Raw genomic sequence first — 20368 nt, forward strand, 5'->3', positions numbered from 1 at the left:
GTGCTTACAGGCTGGGTTAGACAGGAATTTGACATATAGAGAGAGCTTTACTAAAGGGTTAGGTTAAAGTTTGCTAAGGATTAGCGCAGCAAAACCGCGGCCAGCGGGTTTTGCGCAGGGAGTGTTACACATGACCGTTCCCAATTTGCCCGGCTTCGGCCGTCGGCGTGGGCCCTTCACCCTCTCCAGACTGACCCAGGCACTGCGCCGCGGCAGCGCACCTGATTTGAGCACGACCTCGCGGCGACCCCCGCCGCCCGCCAGGCGCCGCTACCAGGTCGAAACGCTGGAGCCACGGCTGTTGCTGAGCGCTGACCTGGTACCGGGTGCCGCCCAGGCGCTGGTGGACGGCCTCGACGGTCTCGCCAACTGGGCCGATGAACTCGATGATTTCGACGAGCTTGCCCAGCCGCTGCCGCTGATCGACACGCCGCTGGGCGACCTGCTGGACCTCGGGGGCTTCATCCAGGATAACCTGGTGGACCCGCTGGCGTCTGCCGCTGCGACCACCACGCAGGAAGTAGCGGATGCGCTTGAGAGCGCCCTGGATGCCTTGCTTGGCGCTGGCGACTACGTTACCGACATCACCGACCAGGTGAGTGACGAGTATCGCTTCACGGTCGATTTCAGCTACGAGCTGCCAGCTGAGGCTTTTGCCTTTGGCGTGGGCGAGGCCTTCGATGCCCTGGGCATCGGCTTTGAGAACACGGTGGACCTGGCCGGCAGTATCAACGTGGCCTTCGAGTTCGGTTTCCTCACCACCGGGGGGCTGGACCCCGCCGATGCCTTCTTCATCGACACCGACGGCGCCGCCATCAGCGTCGGCGGCACGATCGATGCGACGATCAACGCCGCCTTTGACCTCGGCTTTATCGACGCCCAGCTCGACAATGGGGAGGTGGACATGTCCGCCTTCCTCGACGTCAATCTGCCCGATGCCGGCAGCGACACGCTGCTGACCCTGGCCGAGCTGACCGATGCCGCTATCGACGACAGCGTGCTCACGGTCGATGGCGATAACAGTTTCAGTGCCTCGCTGCCGGTAACGGCAACGCTGGCCGGGCTCGCACCAGCGGACTCATCCGCGAACCTCATTATCTCCGGCATTGAAGGCGCCAATCTATTCGCAAACCCGGACTTCAGCATCTCTGTCAACAGTCCCGTGCTGGCCGACTTTACCAATATTCGCCCGGGTGATGTCGCCGGGGCGCTACAGAACCTGGGCTCACAGCTGGACGCCATCTCCAGTGTTCTCGATGTTGCCGGCGGTATCCCCTTCCTCAGCGATGGTATCAGTGACATCACCAGTTTCGCCGAGCTCTTCGACGAGTTGTCGCAGGAATTGTTTGACGTCGGCGTTAAAGCGGTGTCGCTGCTGGGTGATCTGGGCGACCTGAGTGGCAATCTCAGCTTTGACATCAGCGTCGATGAGGCGGACCCCCCTGTTACGATCACCATCGACTACAGCGGAATAACTGAAACTGCCGGGCTGTTGACCGCTCTCAATGGCGAGTTGAGCGGGCTGGGGATAGAAGCCGTTCTGGAAGATAGCCAGCTGCTGCTGCAGGCCACGGATGCTTCCATCGACAAGTTTGAACTGACCAGTGTGGACCCGGCCCTCGCCACGGTACTTGGTCTGGAAAACTCCATGTTCGGCCTGCCGCTGTTCCAGTTCGCGACGATCCAGGAGTTTATTGGTCTTCTTAACGAATCCGCACTGAAAGGTTCGGACTTCGTGGCGGCTTTTGATGCTGCCAGTAACAGCATCACCTTCAACATCGATATCGCCAAGAGCTTCCAGCAGGATGTGCTGATGAATTTCAGCGAATCGCTGGACCTGGGCGTCGGTGAGCTGGTGTTGTCCGGTGGCGCGGAGGCGAGTTTTGCGGTGACGGCTGCGCTTGATGTCGGTGCGGGCATTGATATTTCCACCTTCAGTGGCGAAACCTCCCTTGGCAAGCTCAATGGTGGCGCCGGTATCCGGGTGGCCGATGGCCCTGACTTCAATATCCTGCTGTCGGATGGCAGCATGGCGGATATCGATCTCAGTGTGCTTGATACCAGTGCTGACGGGGTGATCAATGGGGATGATAGTAAGACGGTTCAGAACCTGATCGATACCATACTGGGTGAGGAGTCGGATCCGCTGTTTGGTAAGCTCGAGATTGTGCCAGACGGCGCCCAGGGCAACCTGCTGTTCCGGGACATTAGCGGCGGTGGCGGGGACTTTGTGATCTCGGTGGCCGAAAACGAGGAAGAGGGTCCGCTCTCTCCGGCGTTGATTGATCTCGGCATACTCCTGTCTGCGGGCGGTAACGAGGATGGCGAGATCGTCGCCGGCATAATCATGCCCCGCTTCTTCATCCAGGAAGACAGTAGCAGCATCAGCGCGGCGGCGAGCATCAGCGCCGACGATATCGACCTGACCGGAGCGCTGGGCTTCCTGGAAATCGGGGTGGAAGACGGCTCGCTTACCGAAACCACGATTGATGCCAGTCTCGCGCTGCAGGATCCATTCTCCGACGGTCGTATCTTCCTCAATGAGCTGGCCCGCCAGGATATCGACGAGGGTGACGCCTTCCCGATCGCCGTAGACAGCGACAGCGTTAATTTCGCTGTTACTTCCGGGACGCTTTCCCTGCCACTGACATTCCCCGATGCGGATACCCTGGGCCTGGACCTTGATCTCCTCGAGGCCGTGCCGGAGCTTATCGTCACCTTCGAGGATACGGTCGCGGCGGCCGCGGGTGGCCTTAACGAACTGAGCCTCGCCCTGGACTTCGATTTTGACACCACGGCGATCGAGGAACTGCTGGCCAGCTTCGAGAACCTGTCCATCGGCCAGGTCATCGAGCTGGTGCTTGCGATAGGCGAATCCATTGCCGGGGACTTCGACCTTTTCAACTACGAGCTGCCGCTGGTCGACACCTCCATCAATGATATCCTGCAGCTGGCCCAGAACGGGCTGGACCAAATCCTTGACGGCGAACTGGCGCAAAAGATCAAGAACCTGAGAGGGGAACTGACCACCTTGCTGGACAGCAAGCTCGGTGACTTCGTCGACGGCCAGTTCCAGCTCACCCTGCCGGGGCTCTCGGCTTCCGAGGCCAACCAGGTGCTCGCCGCCCTGGACGCGGTCGGGCTGCAAGACGAGTTCTTTCATGCCACCAACAATCTGTTGAGTGCGATCGCCGAGCTGCCGGAGAATTTCGACCTGATCACCGCGCCCAACCCCACCGAGCTGATCGCGGCCTTCAACGCCTTCCTGCTGGTGGGCAAGCGCATTGCGGAGGAAGACCTGCCAGGCGTTGACGCTACGCTGGAGGATAGCTTCCAGGACCTGCTCGCCGGGTTCACCGACCAGGCGCGTGAGCTGGTACCGTCAACTGATACGGTGGTACAGCTGATATTCGAGGCCCTGGGCTTTGAATTGCCGGAGCTTGCCGATGTACTCAGCGAGCTCGATGAGGAGTCTATCCAGACCCTGCTGGTCGACACGGTTAGCGATGCGCTTTCCGCGGCAGGCAGCGGCATCAAGGCAGAACTCGAGGACTTCGAGGCTAACCTGCCTGCTGATGTGCCTTCCGTGCAGGACGCCATCGATGCCATCACCGAGGCGGAGCAGATCATCGGTCGCCTGGAAGGTCTGCTGGAGGACGTGTCCTCCCTGCAGCTGATGGACTTTGTGCGCCTGTTTGGTCTTTCCGATGACCTGCTGCAGAAGATCGAGATCGCGCGGGATATCGTCGACACGGCACTGAACGACCCTGACCTCGCCGCCGGCGCCCTGAAAGACCAGCTGCAGGCCCAGTACGACGCGCTGGTTGACGATGTACTGACGCCGGTTCGCGACGACGTGGTGGCCGCCGTGCAGAATGCCCTGGGCGGTGAACTGCTCAGCTTCCGCTTCGACGACAACAACAACCTGCTGATCAACCTGCATATCGCCGCGGACGAAACCCTGAGTGACAGCTTTGAGCTCGATTTCGACCTGACCGGGCCAGGCGATACCGACATTCCCCTCAATTTCGAGTCAGCCCTGGATGGCGAGTTGAATCTCGCGGGCTCGCTGGATCTGGGCTTTGGCCTCAATGTCAGCGGTGGAACGCCGCAGATTTTCCTGCAGACCGACAGCGCCGCTACCCTGGAATTGGGCCTTGATCTTGAAGGCTTTGCCGAGCTGTCGATCTTTGGCCTCAGCGCCAGCTTCGGCAATCCGGATTTCCCGGATCCGGAAGCCGCGTCCATTATCGTCGCAGATGCCGTCGAGCAGGACGACGGGATGGGTGGCACCGAAATCGTCGCCGGCGAGGATAATGCCAGTATAGGCCTGTCGCTTATCGACAACGATGGCGACGACGATGGCTTGATTCTGCTCGGGGATATCAACGCCGCTACCTTTGACCCCAGCGTCAACGGCTTTCTGGAGGCCAGCCTGCCAGTTTACACCAATGGCACCGGGGTTCTCGCGCCCAGCGGCCCGGTCGAGGTTGTGGCTACCGACGCGCCGGATCTCGACTTCGATGATCCGTTGTCATTCTCTATCGCCGTCAATGGCTTCGATCCCATCGCGGTCGATGTTCCGGCCTACGGTGGTGGTGACCCCGGGGATCCCTACCCCTCAGTAAACGCGCTGGCCGACGCCATCGATACCGCCATGGCGGCAGCAACCTTTACCGATCTCGGTATTTTTGGTGATGGCAATCTTGGCGAGATCTTTGACGCGCAGGTCGACGGGGGCCTGCTCAAGATCGCTGTCAAGGGCGGCCTGGACGAATCGCCGTCGACCATGGTGCTGTCAGGATCTGGCCTGACAACCCTCGGCTTCAATGGGGACCTCGAAAACCAGACCGAATTGGTCAATATCGGTTTCACGACCTCACTGACAGCGTTCAACAGCGAAGGATTCGACTTCGCCCTGGACGGCCTTAGCGACGAGGAGGTGAGCGCCATCATCGGCTCCTTCACCGAGCTGAACCTTGCCAATCTATTTGCGGCTATCGATACGATCCTGCAGGTTCTGGAAGACGCACTGGGCTCTGATTTCATTGATGGTCTCCCGGTGCTGGACGATGCCGCCGACGTAATCGGGAATGGCGTGAGCTTCCTGCAGGATGCCTTCGATGCAATGAAATCGGCGTTAGAGGAGGTTCCCGATGCAGTGGATGACCTGGGCGAGTGGGTCAATGAGCAGCTAGCAACCGCGATAACGAACGCCGTTGGCGCTGCCGAGGGTGCCGCTGGCGCAGGCGTAGACCTGCTACTCGATCTGGTGCCGGACATCCGCTTCACGCTGGATGGTTCGGATATCGACACGGCCGACTTCGATGCACAAGATCTGCTTTCCGACCCCAATCTCGGCGTCGAGATAGATTTTGGCTTCGACTATGGCAAGGATTTTGAAACCAGCTTCGATCTCGGACTGGATGCACTCATCTTCGAGGTCGAGACCGAGGGCGGTATCGCGGTCGATTTCGATGCCGGCCTGGACTTCACCCTCGGCCTGGGGCTGCTGACCGGCCCCTACCTGAAGTTCAGTGAAGACCCTGACACGGACGATATCTTCGCGAGCCTGAATGCCGGACTTGTCGACGGCACCAGCCTGACGGCCCGGCTGTTTTTCCTCGAGCTGAAGGCTACCGAACTGAGCGGCGAGCACGATGGCGTCACCTACGAGGGCGTCAACCTGAGTGGTGATATTGGCGTCGATCTGGGCACGGGCGAGACCGATATCAACGAGCTGATGTTCGATCTCAGTTCCGATCTCGAGGTGGATATCGACCTGCTGATAGAGGCCGGCATTGAGGCCGGTACCGATGGCACCCTGCCCAGTCTCGAAGTGAAAATGAATACGGACTGGGACTACGACCTGATCAGTGGGGAAGTGCCCGATCTGCCGATGCTGGAGTTCAACGACCTGTCGCTCGATGTCGGCGAGTTCTTCCAGAATACCTTCGGCCCGGTGCTGGAGCAGCTTGAGCCGTTCACCTCGGCCCTGGATCCGATCTTCGACATCCTGTACACGGAAGTGCCGGTGGTCTCCGACCTATCCAAACTGCTGGGCCAGGACCCGATCACCTTCCTCAGTGCCATCAAGTTGCTCGGCAGCGGTTTCGAATCGGTCGAGATCTTTCTCAATGTGGCGCAGACTGTGGATCAGGTTATCGGCATCGTCGACGACCTTGCAACTACGGGCAAGATCAACTTCGGCGACATGGACTTCGGTGGCATTGACCTCACCGAGGCCAGTGCCTCCAGCGCGCTGGACGCTGCATTGGGTTCGGTGACCGCCACATCTGAAAGCCTGCGTAACGCATTCACCTCCCAGCCTGGAACGGCGGAACTGGTGACCAAAGCCGAGGCCAGCGCCGGCTTTGATACCAGCGGCGGACTGGGCATCTCTTTCGACATCATTGAAAATCCCGCTTCCCTGTTTAACCTGCTGATTGGTGGAACGGCGGACCTGGTGACCTGGGATATCCCCAGGCTATCGGCACAATTCGATTTCGGCATGAGCTTTGGCCCGATCATCCCGCCGATCCCGCTGTTTGCAACCGTCAATCTCGGTGCCGAGCTGTTTGCTGACTTCGCGATCGGTTTCGACACCCGGGGCCTGGCCACGGGCTCCTTCTTCAACGGCTTCTACTTCAACGACCTGAATGAAGCCGGTGAGGATATCCTCGAACTCGGCCTGGGCGTCGAGGCCTCTGCCGGTGCAGAGCTGAACGTGGTAGTTGCCTCGGCCGGAGTGAATGGCGGCGTGCGCGCCGAGATAGGGGCCAACTGGAACGACCCGGACAGCGACGGCAAAGTCTATCTCGACGAGCTGGCGCGCAACTTCGCTCGCGGCGTGGAGTGCGTATTCGACCTGGAGGGCGCGCTCAGCGCCTTCTTCGATGCCTTTGTCAAGATCGGCTTCGACACGCCCTTCGGCTTTGTCACCATTTTCTCCGAAACGCTAAACCTGCTCGACGTGACGCTACTCGATTTCTCAGCGAGCTGTCCACCCCTGCCGCCACCCCTGCCGGGAACACTCGATGGTGACGATATCCTGCTCAATATCGGCGATCGGGCCGGTGACCGGCAGCCCGGCGCCACCGATGGCGAGGAAGAGATCTTTGTCCTCAGCGAGATGGACCGGGACGGCGATGGTGTGCTCACGACCCTCAAAGACATCAACGGCAACGGTGTGATCGAGCGCACCGAGCTCGAGGGGGTCGAGGACCTGGACGGCGATGGTGAGCTGTCGAGCAATGTCGTCGGCATCCTCGGCTTCGGCCAGTTCCAGCTGTTTACCGACGCGGCGCCCACTTACGAGGACAATACGGCAGCTGCGATCCGCGATATCACCATAGCCAACCTCAACCTCACCGGCACCCGGATCATTGGCAATGGCGGCGCGGAAGACGACAAGATCACCATCGATGAATCGGTGGTCTTTGGTGCCGATATCACCGGGGGGGATGGCAATGACGAGATCTTCGGCGGCTCCGGTAACGATAAGCTCGACGGCGATGCCGGCGAGGACATCCTCCGCGGTGGCCTCGGCGATGACGAAATCCATGGCGGCGCCGATGCCGATGATATCCGTGGCAACGCCGGCAGCGACAAACTGTACGGCGATGGCGGCGACGATGCGGTCTTCGGCGAGGACGGCATCAACCAGCAGCGCACTTTCGTCGAGGGCGAGCCGGAATATGATCTTATCGAGAAACTGAACGAAGCGCTGGATAATGCCGGTTTTGCGGCCTTCGGCGCACCGACCTACGACGACGAGATCGAGGGCAACGATGGCGCCGATGACCTGCGTGGCGACTTCGGTGTTGACATCGTCTACGGTGGCGAAGGCAACGACAACATCACCGGTGGCTGGGGCAACGACGAACTCACCGGTAACGATGAGACCGACCTCATCGAGGGCGGCCAGGGCAGTGACAAGATCTGGGGAGATAATCGCGGCGATGACAATGCCATCGGTAACGACGTACTCTTCGGTGAGGGCGCCGGCGTCGGGCCTGACGATACCGGCGATGACCTGATATTCGGTGGCCCGGGCAATGACACCATCCGCGATGCCTACGACAGCGAGGAGGCGGACCCGGAGGACAACGCCGAGGGGGGCAACGACAGCTTCTACGGCGGTGACGGCGATGACCTGCTGGTCACCGGCAGTGGCAACGACCGGGCCTTTGGCGGCGCCGGTGCCGACGAGATATTTTCCGGCGATGACAACGACTATGTCGAAGGGGGCGGCGGCGCGGACCTGATCCGCTCCGGTGCCGGTGCCGACCTGGTGATCGGCGGCTCCTCGCCGTATGCCGACAAGTACAATGACAACTTCGCAGCCGTGCCACTGAGCTATGCCGGTCCAGCGCAGAATGCCGGGGTCGATGGTGCGGAGGATGCCGACTTTGCCGGCACTGACGGTACCGACACCATCTTTGCCGGCAGCGGAGACGACATCGTGATCGGCGATAACGGCGCCTTCTACGCCGGTGGCGAGGTGAGCACCCGTACCCAGGACGTGGACCTCGATCGCGTCACCACCTTCTCCGATGGAGGCGAGGGCACGGATACGCTGCGCGGTGAGGATGGCGACGACATCCTGTTCGGCGGCGGCCTTGCCGACGAAATATTCGGCGATGCCCAGGGTGGCAATGGCAATGACATCGGCGTGGGCGACCAGGGCTACCTCACCAAAGATCAACTGGTGGCAGTACATTCGAGTGTCGCCGGCGCTTTCGGCAACGACACCCTCTACGGCCGCAGCGGCCTGGATATCCTCATCGGCGGTAGCGGCGGCGACTTTGCCTACGGCAATGCCGGGGCCGACCTGCTTGCCGGTGACAATGTTGCCATTGTTCTTGGCGGCCTGGGCTTCGTACCCACCGGTGCCAACGTGACCGTGCTCAAGGTCACCAGTACCGACAAGGACCAGGGTGGTAACGATACCCTGTACGGCAACACGGGTGCAGACCTTGCCATTGGCGGATTCGGCAGCGATGTCATCCGCGGCGGCAGCGAGGATGACATCCTCCTGGGCGACAACGGCGAGGTGGTGCTCGATGGCAGTGCCGGAGCGGGCAATGCTTTTGTCCTGGGGACCCCGGTTGACAGTGTGGCCACCACGGACACCAGTGAAACCACGGGCGATGTCGACACCATCGGCGGTGATGCCGGTAACGATATTGCGCTCGGTGGTGTGGCCGGTGACATTATCGGTGGCAACGCCGGTGACGATCTTCTCCTCGGTGATGGCGGCGAAGTGCTGTTCAGCGAGGGAGATGCCGATCTCTCCAGTCTAGACGCGGTGCGCACGAACCTGAGCCAGCCTGGCGGCGCCGATACCATTTCCGGCCACGATGGCGGCGATGTCATCATGGGCGGCCGCGACGGCGATACGCTCTACGGTGATGGCGCAATCACTGGCAGCAGCGATGGCGCCGACGTGGTGCTCGGTGACAACGGCGAACTGCTCCTCGGCGAGGGTCCAGGAGAGCGTCTCCTTCGTGGAGCCCCGTTCCAGACCTTGCGTACCACGGACACTGCCGCATCCAGCGGCGGCGCCGATACCATTGAAGGCAACGCGGCCAATGACATCCTCATGGGTGGCACTGCTGGCGACACCATTAACGGCAATGACGGCGATGACATCGCGCTCGGTGACAACGGTCGCCTCGAGTGGGGATATGACTTTAATGGCGATGCGTTCTTCGATGGAGAATCGGATGTAGATGGCCTGTCGACCCTCGACATCATCACAACCGAGTTGCCAGCGGCGCAGCCCGGTGGACGCGACACCATCCAGGGCGACGACGGCAGCGATATCGTTCTCGGTGGCACCGATGCCGATGCCCTCTGGGGCGATGAGGCGGACGGGGCCGGCACTGCGGGCAGCAACGATGACCTGATCTTTGGTGACCATGGGGCCGTTTATCCGCAGTTCAGTCAGCACCTTACGCTCAACTCCCGCAACTTCTTCGCTATCGACACCGGTGACGGCGACGGCGGCGAGGGCGACCAGGTCTGGGGCGAGGGTGGCGACGACATCATCCTCGGCCAGCAGGGCGACGACCGGCTGTTTGGTGGTAACAACAACGACGACCTCACCGGCGGCCACAACGTGGCCGGCGGAATCGATGAGCTCAGCGCTCCGGCGATTGTCACCACGGGCAGCGATGTCAGTGACATCATCGACGGCGGCAGCGGCGATGATGCCCTGGCCGGCGACAATGCGCTGATCTGGCGTAACGACGGCGATGTCGGCGAACGTTACCGGGCCCTCGAGGGTACACTGCTTTACGAGACTGAGACCGCGATCGATGATCCGGACTACGGCGACGCCGATGTGACTGGTACCGCCCGGGGTAATCCCGATGGCGGCCCGGGACGCACCATCACGCTGCTGGATCATGCCGATGGCACTGCAGCCGGCCTCTATGGCAACGATTACCTGGCTGGCAATGCCGATAACGACGAAATTTTCGGTCAGCTCGGTGACGATATCGTGCAGGGCGATGGCACCATCGGCGCCGATGACGGCGATCCCGACAGTGTCAGCACGGCGCTCAGTACCGCGGACTCCGGCGGCGCCACCGATGGCACCCTGTACTTCAATGTCTTCGAGGCAGCCACCGACGGTGATGACTACATCGAGGGCAACGGCGGTGAGGATCTACTCTTTGGCGGTCTCGGCCAGGATGACATCATCGGCGGCAGCTCGGATCTGTTCGGCTTGACGGACCCTGAAGACCGGCCTGACGGCTCCGACATTATCTATGGCGGCGCGGCCAACCCCGACCGCCTCGAACGCAATGCCACTACCGATCCTGCAGACCCGTTGATCGCGGAAGAAGACCGGCACGCCCGCGACTCGGACATGATCGTCGGCGATAACGGCTCGATTTATCGCATCGTGGGACTCAACGACACCGACGGCGGTGCTTACGAGGCCTTCAACTACGATGCCGAGGCGAGTGACCGCGGCGACCTGCGCATCGTGGTGCGCGGCATGACGCGCCTGGACTACGATCCCGAAGTGGCTGCGAATAACCGCGGTGACGCCGACAGGATCTGGGGTGAGAGCGGCGACGACTTCATCCACGCGATGTTCGGCCCGGACGTGGCCTACGGCGACGCGGAAAACGACGATATCTTCGGCGAGCAGGGCACGGACTGGCTCTCCGGTGGGACCGGCGAGGACGCGATTCTCGGCGATACCGGACTGATTGCCACCAGCCGCAACAGTGACGACTACGGCGAACCGCTCTACGGTATTGCACCACTCGGGAACCGCGATCTCGACCAGTACATCGACACTCCCGGGGACATTCAGCAGTCCATCATCAATCTCAGCGATGCGCTGAAGCGCACCGTCGACCTCACTCCCTTCGCGGTCGGCGAGGACGACATCATTTACGGCGGCCTGGGAGACGATTCGCTGCACGGCGGTGCCGGTGACGATGCCATCTCCGGGGCCGAGGCCATGGAGGGTGTCGCCGCGCAGGTGAATGGCACGGATTACCTGAGCGGTTACTCCACGCCGGCCAACCCCGGTGGTGTGCTCGGTTTCGACCCCGCCAGCGAGGAATTTGCGCTCTACGACGAGTTCAATCCGCGTACCAAGATCGTCGTTAACGGGAAGGAGTTCCTGCTTAACTTTGAGGCTTTCACCGATGCCAATGACCAGGTCGGCAGCATGGTCCACGACGGCAACGACGTGATCTTCGGTGACCTCGGCAATGACTGGCTGGTGGGCGGTACGGACCTGGATCGCCTCTACGGCGGTTACGGCTCGGACCTGCTGAACATCGACGACAACCATGACACCAACGGCGGTCTCAACGACGAGCCCGACGACCCGGCCTTCGCTGGGACCGACTACCAGCTCAGCGATTCCCGCGGCGCCGATATGGCCTACGGCGGTGCCGGCCGCGATGTGATGATCAACAACTCCGGCGCCGATCGCATGATCGACTGGGTCGGGGAGTTCAACAGCTACATCACGCCCTACGCGCCCTTTGGCCAGTTCAGCGTCAGCCGCAGTCTGCAACCGCAGCTGCAGGAGTATCTGCTGGATCTCTCCGAGAGCGACGGCGCCGATCCGACCCGCGCTGCGGATACCGGTTCCGATCCTGGCCGCAATGGCGAGCCCAAGGGCGAGCTGGGCATGGTGCTGCAGAAGGACTTCGACTGGCAGGAACAGACCGGCGCGCCGAATGATCCGCAGGCGGGTAACATCCCCGGCGGCAAGCGCGACGTTATGGAGGCGGAGGACTTCGATGGCGTGCAGGGCGGGCAGGCCACGGCCATGGCTGCGGAATCCGGCGACTGGAATATCGCCGGCGGGACCCTGCAGGGCAGTTCCATCGCCAGTGGCGATGCCATCAACTTCATGTTTGTCGGCGACCAGCTGCCCTCGTACTACGAGGTGACAGCCACCGTGAACGCGGACAAGGATCGCGCCGGCGTGAAATCGAACGGCTACGTGATTTTCGACTACCAGGGACCTGAGGACTTCAAGTTCGCCGGTATCGAGGTCGGCACCGACAAGCTGCAGATCGGCCAGCGCACGGCCGATGGCTGGATCATCGAGACCCAGGACAACATGCGCCTGAAGGCCAACAGCAACCACAACCTGCTGGTCGCCGTGAACGGTACCACGGTGACGCTGGTGGTCGATGGTCAGGAGTCCCTGAGCCACAGCTTCGGTGCCCGGGTGATAGATGGCGTATCCGTCGGTCTGAACTACGGCATGGTCGGTGTCGGGATGAACAATTCCAGCACCAGCTTCGACAATCTTGCGGTGCAAAAGCTGCCGCCGGATATCACCTATACCCAGTTGGAGGACTTCACAGACGGCCTGGCTGACGGATTCGCACCGGCTGTCGGTAGCTGGATTGTGGATAGCGAGAGCTACCACGGTGACCCCGCCGGTGAGGAGTATGCGCTGAGCAAATTCAGCCTGGATGTCGCGGCCTCGGCCTATCTCGAGATTGCCGCGGCGATCGCGGCAAGCGATGTGGCCGGTGTGGCCTTCGATCACTACGACGACGGCCGCTTCAAGTTCGCGGCCCTGGACATCAGCAGCCAGCAGGTGATCATCGGCCACTTCACCGCGAAGACGGGCTTTGTGATCGATGCCAGCACCGACTTCAGCTTCGGCGATGCCGGCGAGCACCGCCTGGAAGTCGGCTTGAGCGGCACCACCGTCAGCCTGCGAGTCGACGGTCAGGACGTGCTCGGGCATGTTTACAACGCGCTGCTCAACGACGGCGATATGGCCGCACTGGTGCTTGCAGGAACGGCAGACTTCAGCTCGGTCGCGGCGCTCACGGATGACCCCGCATACGGCGATCCGCTCAGGGCGGAGAGTACAGGCGAAGGCAGCGAGACGCTGGAAGAGCAGGTGCTCGCTTCCGTGGCCGAAAAGGCGCGTATCCAGTGGGCCAACAGCGGTCTCCTGGAGGAAGGCGATCTGGCCAGGCTCGAGGCCGTGGACATCACCCTCGCCGACCTGGAGGGCGAACTGCTCGGGCTGGAGCGTGACGGCACTATCTACATCGACAGCGATGCCGCCGGCAACGGCTGGGCCAGTGGCGAAGGGAAAGCGGGCATGGACCTGCTCACGGTGGTCAGTCATGAAATCGGTCACGCCCTAGGCTTCGCCCACGGTGAGCTGCCGGTAATGGACGACACCCTCAGCGTCGGGGAGCAGCATCTGCTCGCCACCCCGGAGGCAAGCGCGCGGTCCGCGTTCCTGGCCCTGGATGAACACGGGGACTTTGTGGCCTCTGACCTCGCGTCCAGCGCCGGCAAGGTGACCAAGGAAATTCTCGCCGGCAGGATGGTTGACTGGAGCATTGAGCAGAGGCCATGATAGTAAAAGAGGTCGAATAAGCGCAGCGCAAGAGGATTACTCGCGACAGACGAGGCGGTGGCAGTGGGCAGCCATCATCACCGCCAACTTCAAGCCAGCCAGATGGGGCCATGGATGAGCGATAAAAAAGAAAACGCGAACACTAACGACGGTACTGAAGCCAATGCCGGCACGGGGAGCAAGTCCGGCGGCAAGGGTGGACTGAAGGTTCACTGGGACGATAGCGACCTTGCTACCTCCTACGCCAATGTGGTGAACGCCGCGGCGACGCAGGAGGAGGTCACCATATTCTTCGGTACCAACCAGACCTGGAATGTTCGCACCGAAAACGAAATGACCATCAAGCTCTCGGAGCGGATCATTCTCAACCCGCTGGCCGCCAAGCGGCTTCTGCTGTTGCTGGGTGGTGTGCTCAAGGACTACGAGAGAAAATACGGGACCCTGGATATCAAGGGGGGTGTCAAGCCCGGAGAGTAGGCGTCTTCACAGGGCCCTGCGATTGCTGAGCCATGGCCACTAATCCCCAATCGGCGTCAAACAAGCGGGCCGGCGCTGCCGCCGATGGCGGTGCCGCTTACCTCGATCCGCTGTGCTGGAATCGGCTGCTGTCCGCTGACAAACTCAGGGACACGGCGGTCGTGTGGCTGGGCATGCAGTGCTCCCGCACTGCAGGCGTTCACAGTGGTGTCGTCGTGCTGGGTCCGCCTGGGGATGGCCCATTTGCGCCGGTGAGCACCTGGCCAGCCGGTGCCCGTCCAACGACAGCGCTGATGCAGGCCTCGGAACTGGCGATGGCCGAGCGCAAGAACGTGGCCCGGCAGTCCCCGGACGGCGATGCTGCAGCGAGCTACATTGCGGTCCCGCTCGAGCTGGACGGGATGCTTTACGGGGTGGTCGCTCTGGAGTGCGAGGCATCCAGCGACAGCGAACTTCTGTATCAGCTGCGCGACCTGCAGTGGGGTGTCAGCCACCTGCATGCCGCCGCGCTGCGCGAGCAGCCGGGTAAGCGCTCACGGGACGCAGAGCAACTGCGCCTGGTTCTCACCAATCTGGTGGCCTGTCTGGAGACCGGCGATGCCGCCGCGGCCCGCACGGTACTGCTGAACCGGCTGGTGGCGGAGATCGGCGCCGCCCGCGGCATGCTTGGCGAGGTGACGGAACAAACGTTACGCGTGGTGGCCATATCCGGGGCCGCTCAGGTCAACCTGAAGGCGAACCTGGTGCAGGCCGTCGCCGCTGCGATGCAGGAAGCGGTGGACCAGAACCGGGCGCTGCGCCTCCCGCTTCACGATGGCGATGACATGCTGATCCATCGCGCCCACGACGAACTTGCCCAGGCGGAAAGTTACCGCGCCATCTGCACTGTGCCTATCTATAACGAGGCACAGGTGACCGGCGCGCTTCTTTTCGAGCGCGAACAGCCCTTCGAGGACGAGGAGGTCTCGCTGCTGGAGCAGGTAGGCGCGGCCTGCGGGCCCATATTGCACCTCAAGCGCCTCAATGACCGCTCTCTGCTGGCCGTTTCCCGCGACCGCAGCCTGGGCTTCTTGCGGGCGCTTATCGGTCCGCGGCATGCCGTCCTCAAGGCGGTGATATTGATTTTATCAGTACTGGTTGCGGCCCTGGCGCTGATCGACGGCACGCACCGCGTCGCGGCGCCGGTGGTCCTCGAGGGCGCTGTGGAGCGAGTCGTGACTGCGCCCTATGCCGGTTACGTCAGTGGTGCCATCACCCGTCCCGGCGATGTGCTCGCCGAAGGCGACGAGATGGCGCGGCTGGAGGACCGGGACCTCCGGCTTGACCTGGCCAGACTGCTGAGCCAGCGTGAGCAACTGGAGCGACAGTACCTGGAAGCCATCGCGGAGCGCGAGCGGGCCGGCACGCAGATCATCAAGGCGCAGATCGCCCAGACGGATGCCCAGATCGAGTTGCTTAATGAGCGCGTGTCGCGCTCAGTGATTCGGGCCCCCTTCGCTGGCACCGTGGTCTCCGGTGACCTCAGCCGCTCCATCGGCGAGCCGGTAGAGCGTGGCCAGACGCTGTTCAAGGTGGCGCCGCTCGGGGACTACCGGGTGGCGTTGAGCGTGGACGAGCGGGACGTTACCTTCCTGCGAGAGGGACAGCGCGGTCGACTGGTGCTGGCGCCGAGGCCCGAGCTGGACCTCGACATTGAAGTGGCGCGGATCACCCCCGTGGCGGCGGCGGAAGAAGGGCTGAACGTTTTTCGCGTCGAGGCGAGGCTGTTGCAGCCGGCGCCGGACCTGCGGCCGGGGATGACCGGTACCGGCAAGATCGATATCGGCGAGCGCCGCCTGCTCTGGATCTGGACCCACCGCTTCACTGACTGGCTGCGCGTGGCGCTCTGGCGCTGGCTGCCGTGAGCAGCGGCGGCTCCGGATTGTTCAGCGGCTCCTGGCAGCAGATAAGCCAGCTGCAGCCACGCATTCCCTCGCACATCCGGATTCGCCGGCATCGCTATCGCGGCGATGACTGGTACGTAATCCAGGACCGGGCGACGGGCAAGACGCACCGCTTCACGCCCCAGGCCTACTCGATCATCGCCATGATGAACGGGCGTCGCACGGTCCACCAGCTGTGGGAGGAGGCGTTGGTGAACCTGGGAGCCGACGCGCCATCGCAGGACGAGATCATTCAGTTGCTCTACCAGCTGTATAGCGCCGATGCGCTGCAGACGGATGCGATTCCCGATACCGACGAATTGGTTCAGCGCCAGCGCCAGCAGCAGAAGCGGCAGACGCTGCAGCGCTGGCGCAGCCCGCTGGCCATCCGTATTCCCCTGTTTGATCCGGACCGGCTTATCGATCGGCTGATGCCGCTGCTAAACCCGCTGCTCGGGCGCGCGGGCTTCGCGATCTGGCTGCTGACCGTGCTCGCAGGCCTGACGCTTGCCGTGATGCATTGGGAAGAACTGACCCGGAATGTCACGGACCGGGTGCTGATGCCCTCGAATCTGGTGCTGCTGGGGGTAGTGTACCCGATAGTAAAGGCCTTCCATGAGTTCGGTCACGGCGTCATGGCGCGTAAATGGGGTGCGGAAGTACACGAGATGGGCGTCATGCTGCTGGTGTTCTTCCCCGTGCCTTACGTGGATGCCTCCGCGTCCGCTGCCTTTCCAGGGCGCTGGCAACGCATTGCCGTCAGCAGCGCCGGTATCTTTATTGAACTGTTCCTCGCTGCCGTGGCCCTGTTTCTCTGGCTTGCCATGGAGAGTGGCACGCTGTCTGCCATCGCCTACAACGTGATGCTCATTGGTGGTGTTTCCACGGTCCTGATCAATGGTAACCCGCTGCTTCGCTTTGACGGCTACTACATCCTGTCGGACCTCCTGGAGATACCCAACCTCGGAGCACGCGCCAACCAACAGGTCATTTATCTGCTACAGCGTTACCTGCTGCGTCTTGAATCAGCGCGGTCGCCGGTGACCGCGCGTGGCGAGACGTTCTGGCTGCCTTTCTATGCGGTCGCGTCATTCTGTTACCGCATGTTCATCATTATGGCTATCGCCCTTTTCGTCGCGGGCAAGTACTTCTTTGTCGGCGTGCTGCTCGCGCTCTGGGTGGTGACCTCAGTGTTGCTGCTGCCGCTGGTCAAGTCGCTATGGTATCTGCTTGCCAGCCCGCGTATCCGGGCCAATCGGGGCCGGGCGATTTTTGCCTCCATGCTCGCGCTGGCGCTTGTCGCCGCTCTGCTGTCGCTGCCCGTGCCGTCATGGACGCGCAGTGAAGGCATCGTCTGGTTGCCAGACGAGGCTTTCGTGCGCGTGCGGTCACCGGGTTACGTCAGCGAAGTATTGATAGAGAGTGGGCAGCGAGTGCGCGCCGGTGATGTGCTGGTCGAGAGCGGTGACGAAGAACTCGCCATGGAGATCACCCTGCTCGAGTCGCGCATTGAGGAACTGGAGATGCTCAAGCGGCAAAACCGTGTTCGGGATCTTGTCAAAGCGGACCTGGTGGGCAAGCAACTGGCCGCATTGCGGCAGGAGTTCGACTCTGCCCGCGAGCGCCGGGACTGGCTGACCATACGCAGTGAAGTTGACGGTCGCTTCTTCATACCGGCGCCTGAGGATCTGCCGGGTCGCTATCTCCGCCGTGGCGATATGATCGGTTATGTGATTCCGCAGGCCAGTCCCACGGTGCGCGCCGTGGTGTCGCAGGATCGTATCGGCCTGGTGCGTGAAGCCACCCGCGGGGTGAAGCTACTGCTGGCCAATGCGCCATCTACCGAAGTCCCCGCGACCATCATTCGCGAAGTGCCGGAGGCGACGACCGAGCTGCCCAGTCTCGCCCTCAGCGTCGCCGGCGGTGGCAGCGTCGTCATCGACCCCGAAGCGCGGGACCGGCCCCGCAGTTATCTGCCGCATTTTGTGTTCGACCTCGCGCCGCAACAGGCGGTGGACAATCGCTGGTACGGGCAGCGGGTTCACGTGCGCTTCGAGCATGGCCTGGAGCCACTGGCGCTGCAGCTTTATCGCTCGGCGCGGCAACTGTTTCTCAGTAAATTCAATGTATGATTACAGTGTCGTCATAGCCCGCCTCTTCCGTCCGCTGGCACTACCGCCGGCAACCGACGCCGGCCCGGTGGACCGGGCCTATCATCGATTCCAGCACTGGTCCCGCGTGCTGTCCTTTCGCCGCTCGCCGCTTCCCGGGAGGACCGTAACCGCAAGCGAAGGTGGCGATCCATCGTCGGCACGGCTATCGGTGGTGCCCGCCCTGAACCGGCTGCGCGGCATCGCCAGTACTGGCGCCGGCGACCTGTCGACCACCGGGGAGGCGCTTGCGCTGGTATGCAAGGCGGCACAGGATTACCTGGCCGACGGTGTCACCCGGGAGCATCAGCGGGCAGCGATGCTTTGCCTGCGCGGCGGTATTGCCAGTTTGCCGGCGGCATCGGATCGGCGCATTGCGCTGGCCCTCGGCGCCGCGACGGCAGCCGGGCTTGGAATACCCGTGACGGTACTCCTCGGAGACGAGCGGCAGTGCCGTGAATTCCATGCAGCCTTCGCCTTTTTCTTCGCTGGATTAAACCTGAAGCCAGGCCTGGTGACCTCGGACCTGCAGAAGGCAGAAAGGAGCAGGCAGTACAGCACCGAACTTGTCTGCACCACGCTGCGCCAGGCGGCCAACGATTACCTGCTGGACCAGTTACTGGACGGCGCCGGTCGCGACCTGTTGGCACGGCGGCTGGAGCCCCTGCTGCGGCCGGCGTCGGCCCACTCGCGGCTGGTCCATCAGCTGCCCGGATTGCTGCTGCTGGAAGACATCGACCAGCAGCTTATTGATCAGGCAGCGATGCCCATATCAATCTCTGGCGGCGACGGCCACCATTGGACCAGCTCCGTGCTGAAGCAGGCGTTCTACCTCAGCAAGGAAATGGTGGCGGAAAAGGACTATCTGCTGCCCCCGGACAGCGCCAGCCTCGAACTGACCGCGGAGGGCCGTGAGCGGCTGCGCGCCGCCGTTGCGGCGCTGCCTCGCTTGTGGCAGGCAGACCGCTTGCGCGAAGAACTGGTCACCGAGGCGCTGGTGGCCCGTGACCTGCTCATCGAGGGCGTGGATTTCGAGATCGAGGGGGGCGCTCTGGTGCTGCTGCGGGGGCAATTCGAAGCTGGGCGGCCGGGCCTCTCGCGCGAGCGACTGCAGTTTCTCAAGCTGTGGCACCGCGTCGATGACAGCCTGGACCCGGAGATGCTTGCACGTATCTATGTGCAGCGCTTTGTTACCCGCTACGGCCTTGTCGGCGGGGTTGCCGGTTACCTCGGATCGGTTGGTGGGCTGTTGTGGCGAGAGTACGGTTGCCCGGTGCTTCCGGTTTCATCGACCGAGCGCCTGAGCCCGCGCCACTTCCGGCTCTCGGTCGTTCCCCGCCAGGACCTGCGTGAGACAGGAGTGATGCATCGAATGGCGGAACTCACCGCGGCGGGCGATTCGGTACTGGTTCCGGTTCGCGGCCGGGCGCTATACCGGCGCCTCGCCGGCGTCCTGCAGGAAAGATGCCAGAGCCTGCAAGCCGAGGGGACCAACCCCGGGTTGCGGCGCTTTCGCTGTGGCGATGGTACGGTATTACTCGTACCGCAGCCGGACTGCTACGCCATGCTCAACGCCTCGGTCAGCGAGCGCGTGCCGCAAATTGATTGCGTACTTGTACCGGAGGAACCCGACAGCCTGCGTGCTCTCGCGCATTTTATCGAGGCGGTGAGCAGCGACCGGGAGCACGCGCTGGAAGTCCTGCTGTCGATGGATGACCAGGCGCTCCGTGACGGGATAGCCGGCCGCCTCCTCAGCGCGATGGTCACACCCGCGGAACTACCGTCGCCCAGCGAAAACCCATTGCTGCTGCGTTTGCTATGGTACGCTATTCGCCGTCGCGAGGCGGGGCTGCCCCGGGCGCTAAGAGACGCGGCGATGGCCGACGATCATATACACCGGTTGCTGGCTTTTGCCGGTTTCTCGAGATAGGAATAGCTTC

5 protein-coding genes are annotated in these 20368 nt (G+C 62.4%); all 5 read left to right on the forward strand.

What is annotated here, in order from left to right; all coding sequences use genetic code 11:
* Positions 1 to 130: 130 nt before the first annotated feature.
* Positions 131 to 13879, forward strand: a complete 13749-nt coding sequence (locus DWB85_RS00075; RefSeq protein ID WP_117951871.1) for an LEPR-XLL domain-containing protein — start codon at positions 131 to 133, stop codon at positions 13877 to 13879.
* Between the two features lie 114 nt (positions 13880 to 13993).
* Positions 13994 to 14356, forward strand: a complete 363-nt coding sequence (locus tag DWB85_RS00080; protein WP_117951874.1) for a DUF3467 domain-containing protein — start codon at positions 13994 to 13996, stop codon at positions 14354 to 14356.
* A gap of 32 nt (positions 14357 to 14388) precedes the next feature.
* Positions 14389 to 16260 (forward strand): GAF domain-containing protein, encoded by a 1872-nt coding sequence (locus DWB85_RS00085; RefSeq protein ID WP_117951876.1) that lies wholly within the window; start codon positions 14389 to 14391, stop codon positions 16258 to 16260.
* The gene (locus DWB85_RS19465; RefSeq protein ID WP_162845937.1) at positions 16257 to 18410 is read left to right on the forward strand and encodes a site-2 protease family protein; all 2154 of its coding nucleotides are present in this window, start codon (positions 16257 to 16259) and stop codon (positions 18408 to 18410) included. The genes DWB85_RS00085 and DWB85_RS19465 overlap by 4 nt, the downstream gene beginning before the upstream one ends.
* Entirely contained in the window at positions 18403 to 20358 is a 1956-nt protein-coding gene (locus DWB85_RS00090) for a hypothetical protein (RefSeq protein ID WP_162845938.1), read from the forward strand. The genes DWB85_RS19465 and DWB85_RS00090 overlap by 8 nt, the downstream gene beginning before the upstream one ends.
* Positions 20359 to 20368: the final 10 nt, after the last annotated feature.

This window comes from Seongchinamella sediminis (assembly GCF_003457605.1).
Lineage (GTDB): Bacteria > Pseudomonadota > Gammaproteobacteria > Pseudomonadales > Halieaceae > Halioglobus > Halioglobus sediminis.

Excerpts from the sequence above, each read along its gene's own strand:
- DWB85_RS00080 (WP_117951874.1), top strand. The coding sequence starts at position 13,994 with ATGAGCGATAAAAAAGAAAACGCGAACACTAACGACGGTACTGAAGCC.
- DWB85_RS00090 (WP_162845938.1), top strand. The coding sequence starts at position 18,403 with ATGTATGATTACAGTGTCGTCATAGCCCGCCTCTTCCGTCCGCTGGCA.
- DWB85_RS00075 (WP_117951871.1), top strand. The coding sequence starts at position 131 with ATGACCGTTCCCAATTTGCCCGGCTTCGGCCGTCGGCGTGGGCCCTTC.
- DWB85_RS00085 (WP_117951876.1), top strand. The coding sequence starts at position 14,389 with ATGGCCACTAATCCCCAATCGGCGTCAAACAAGCGGGCCGGCGCTGCC.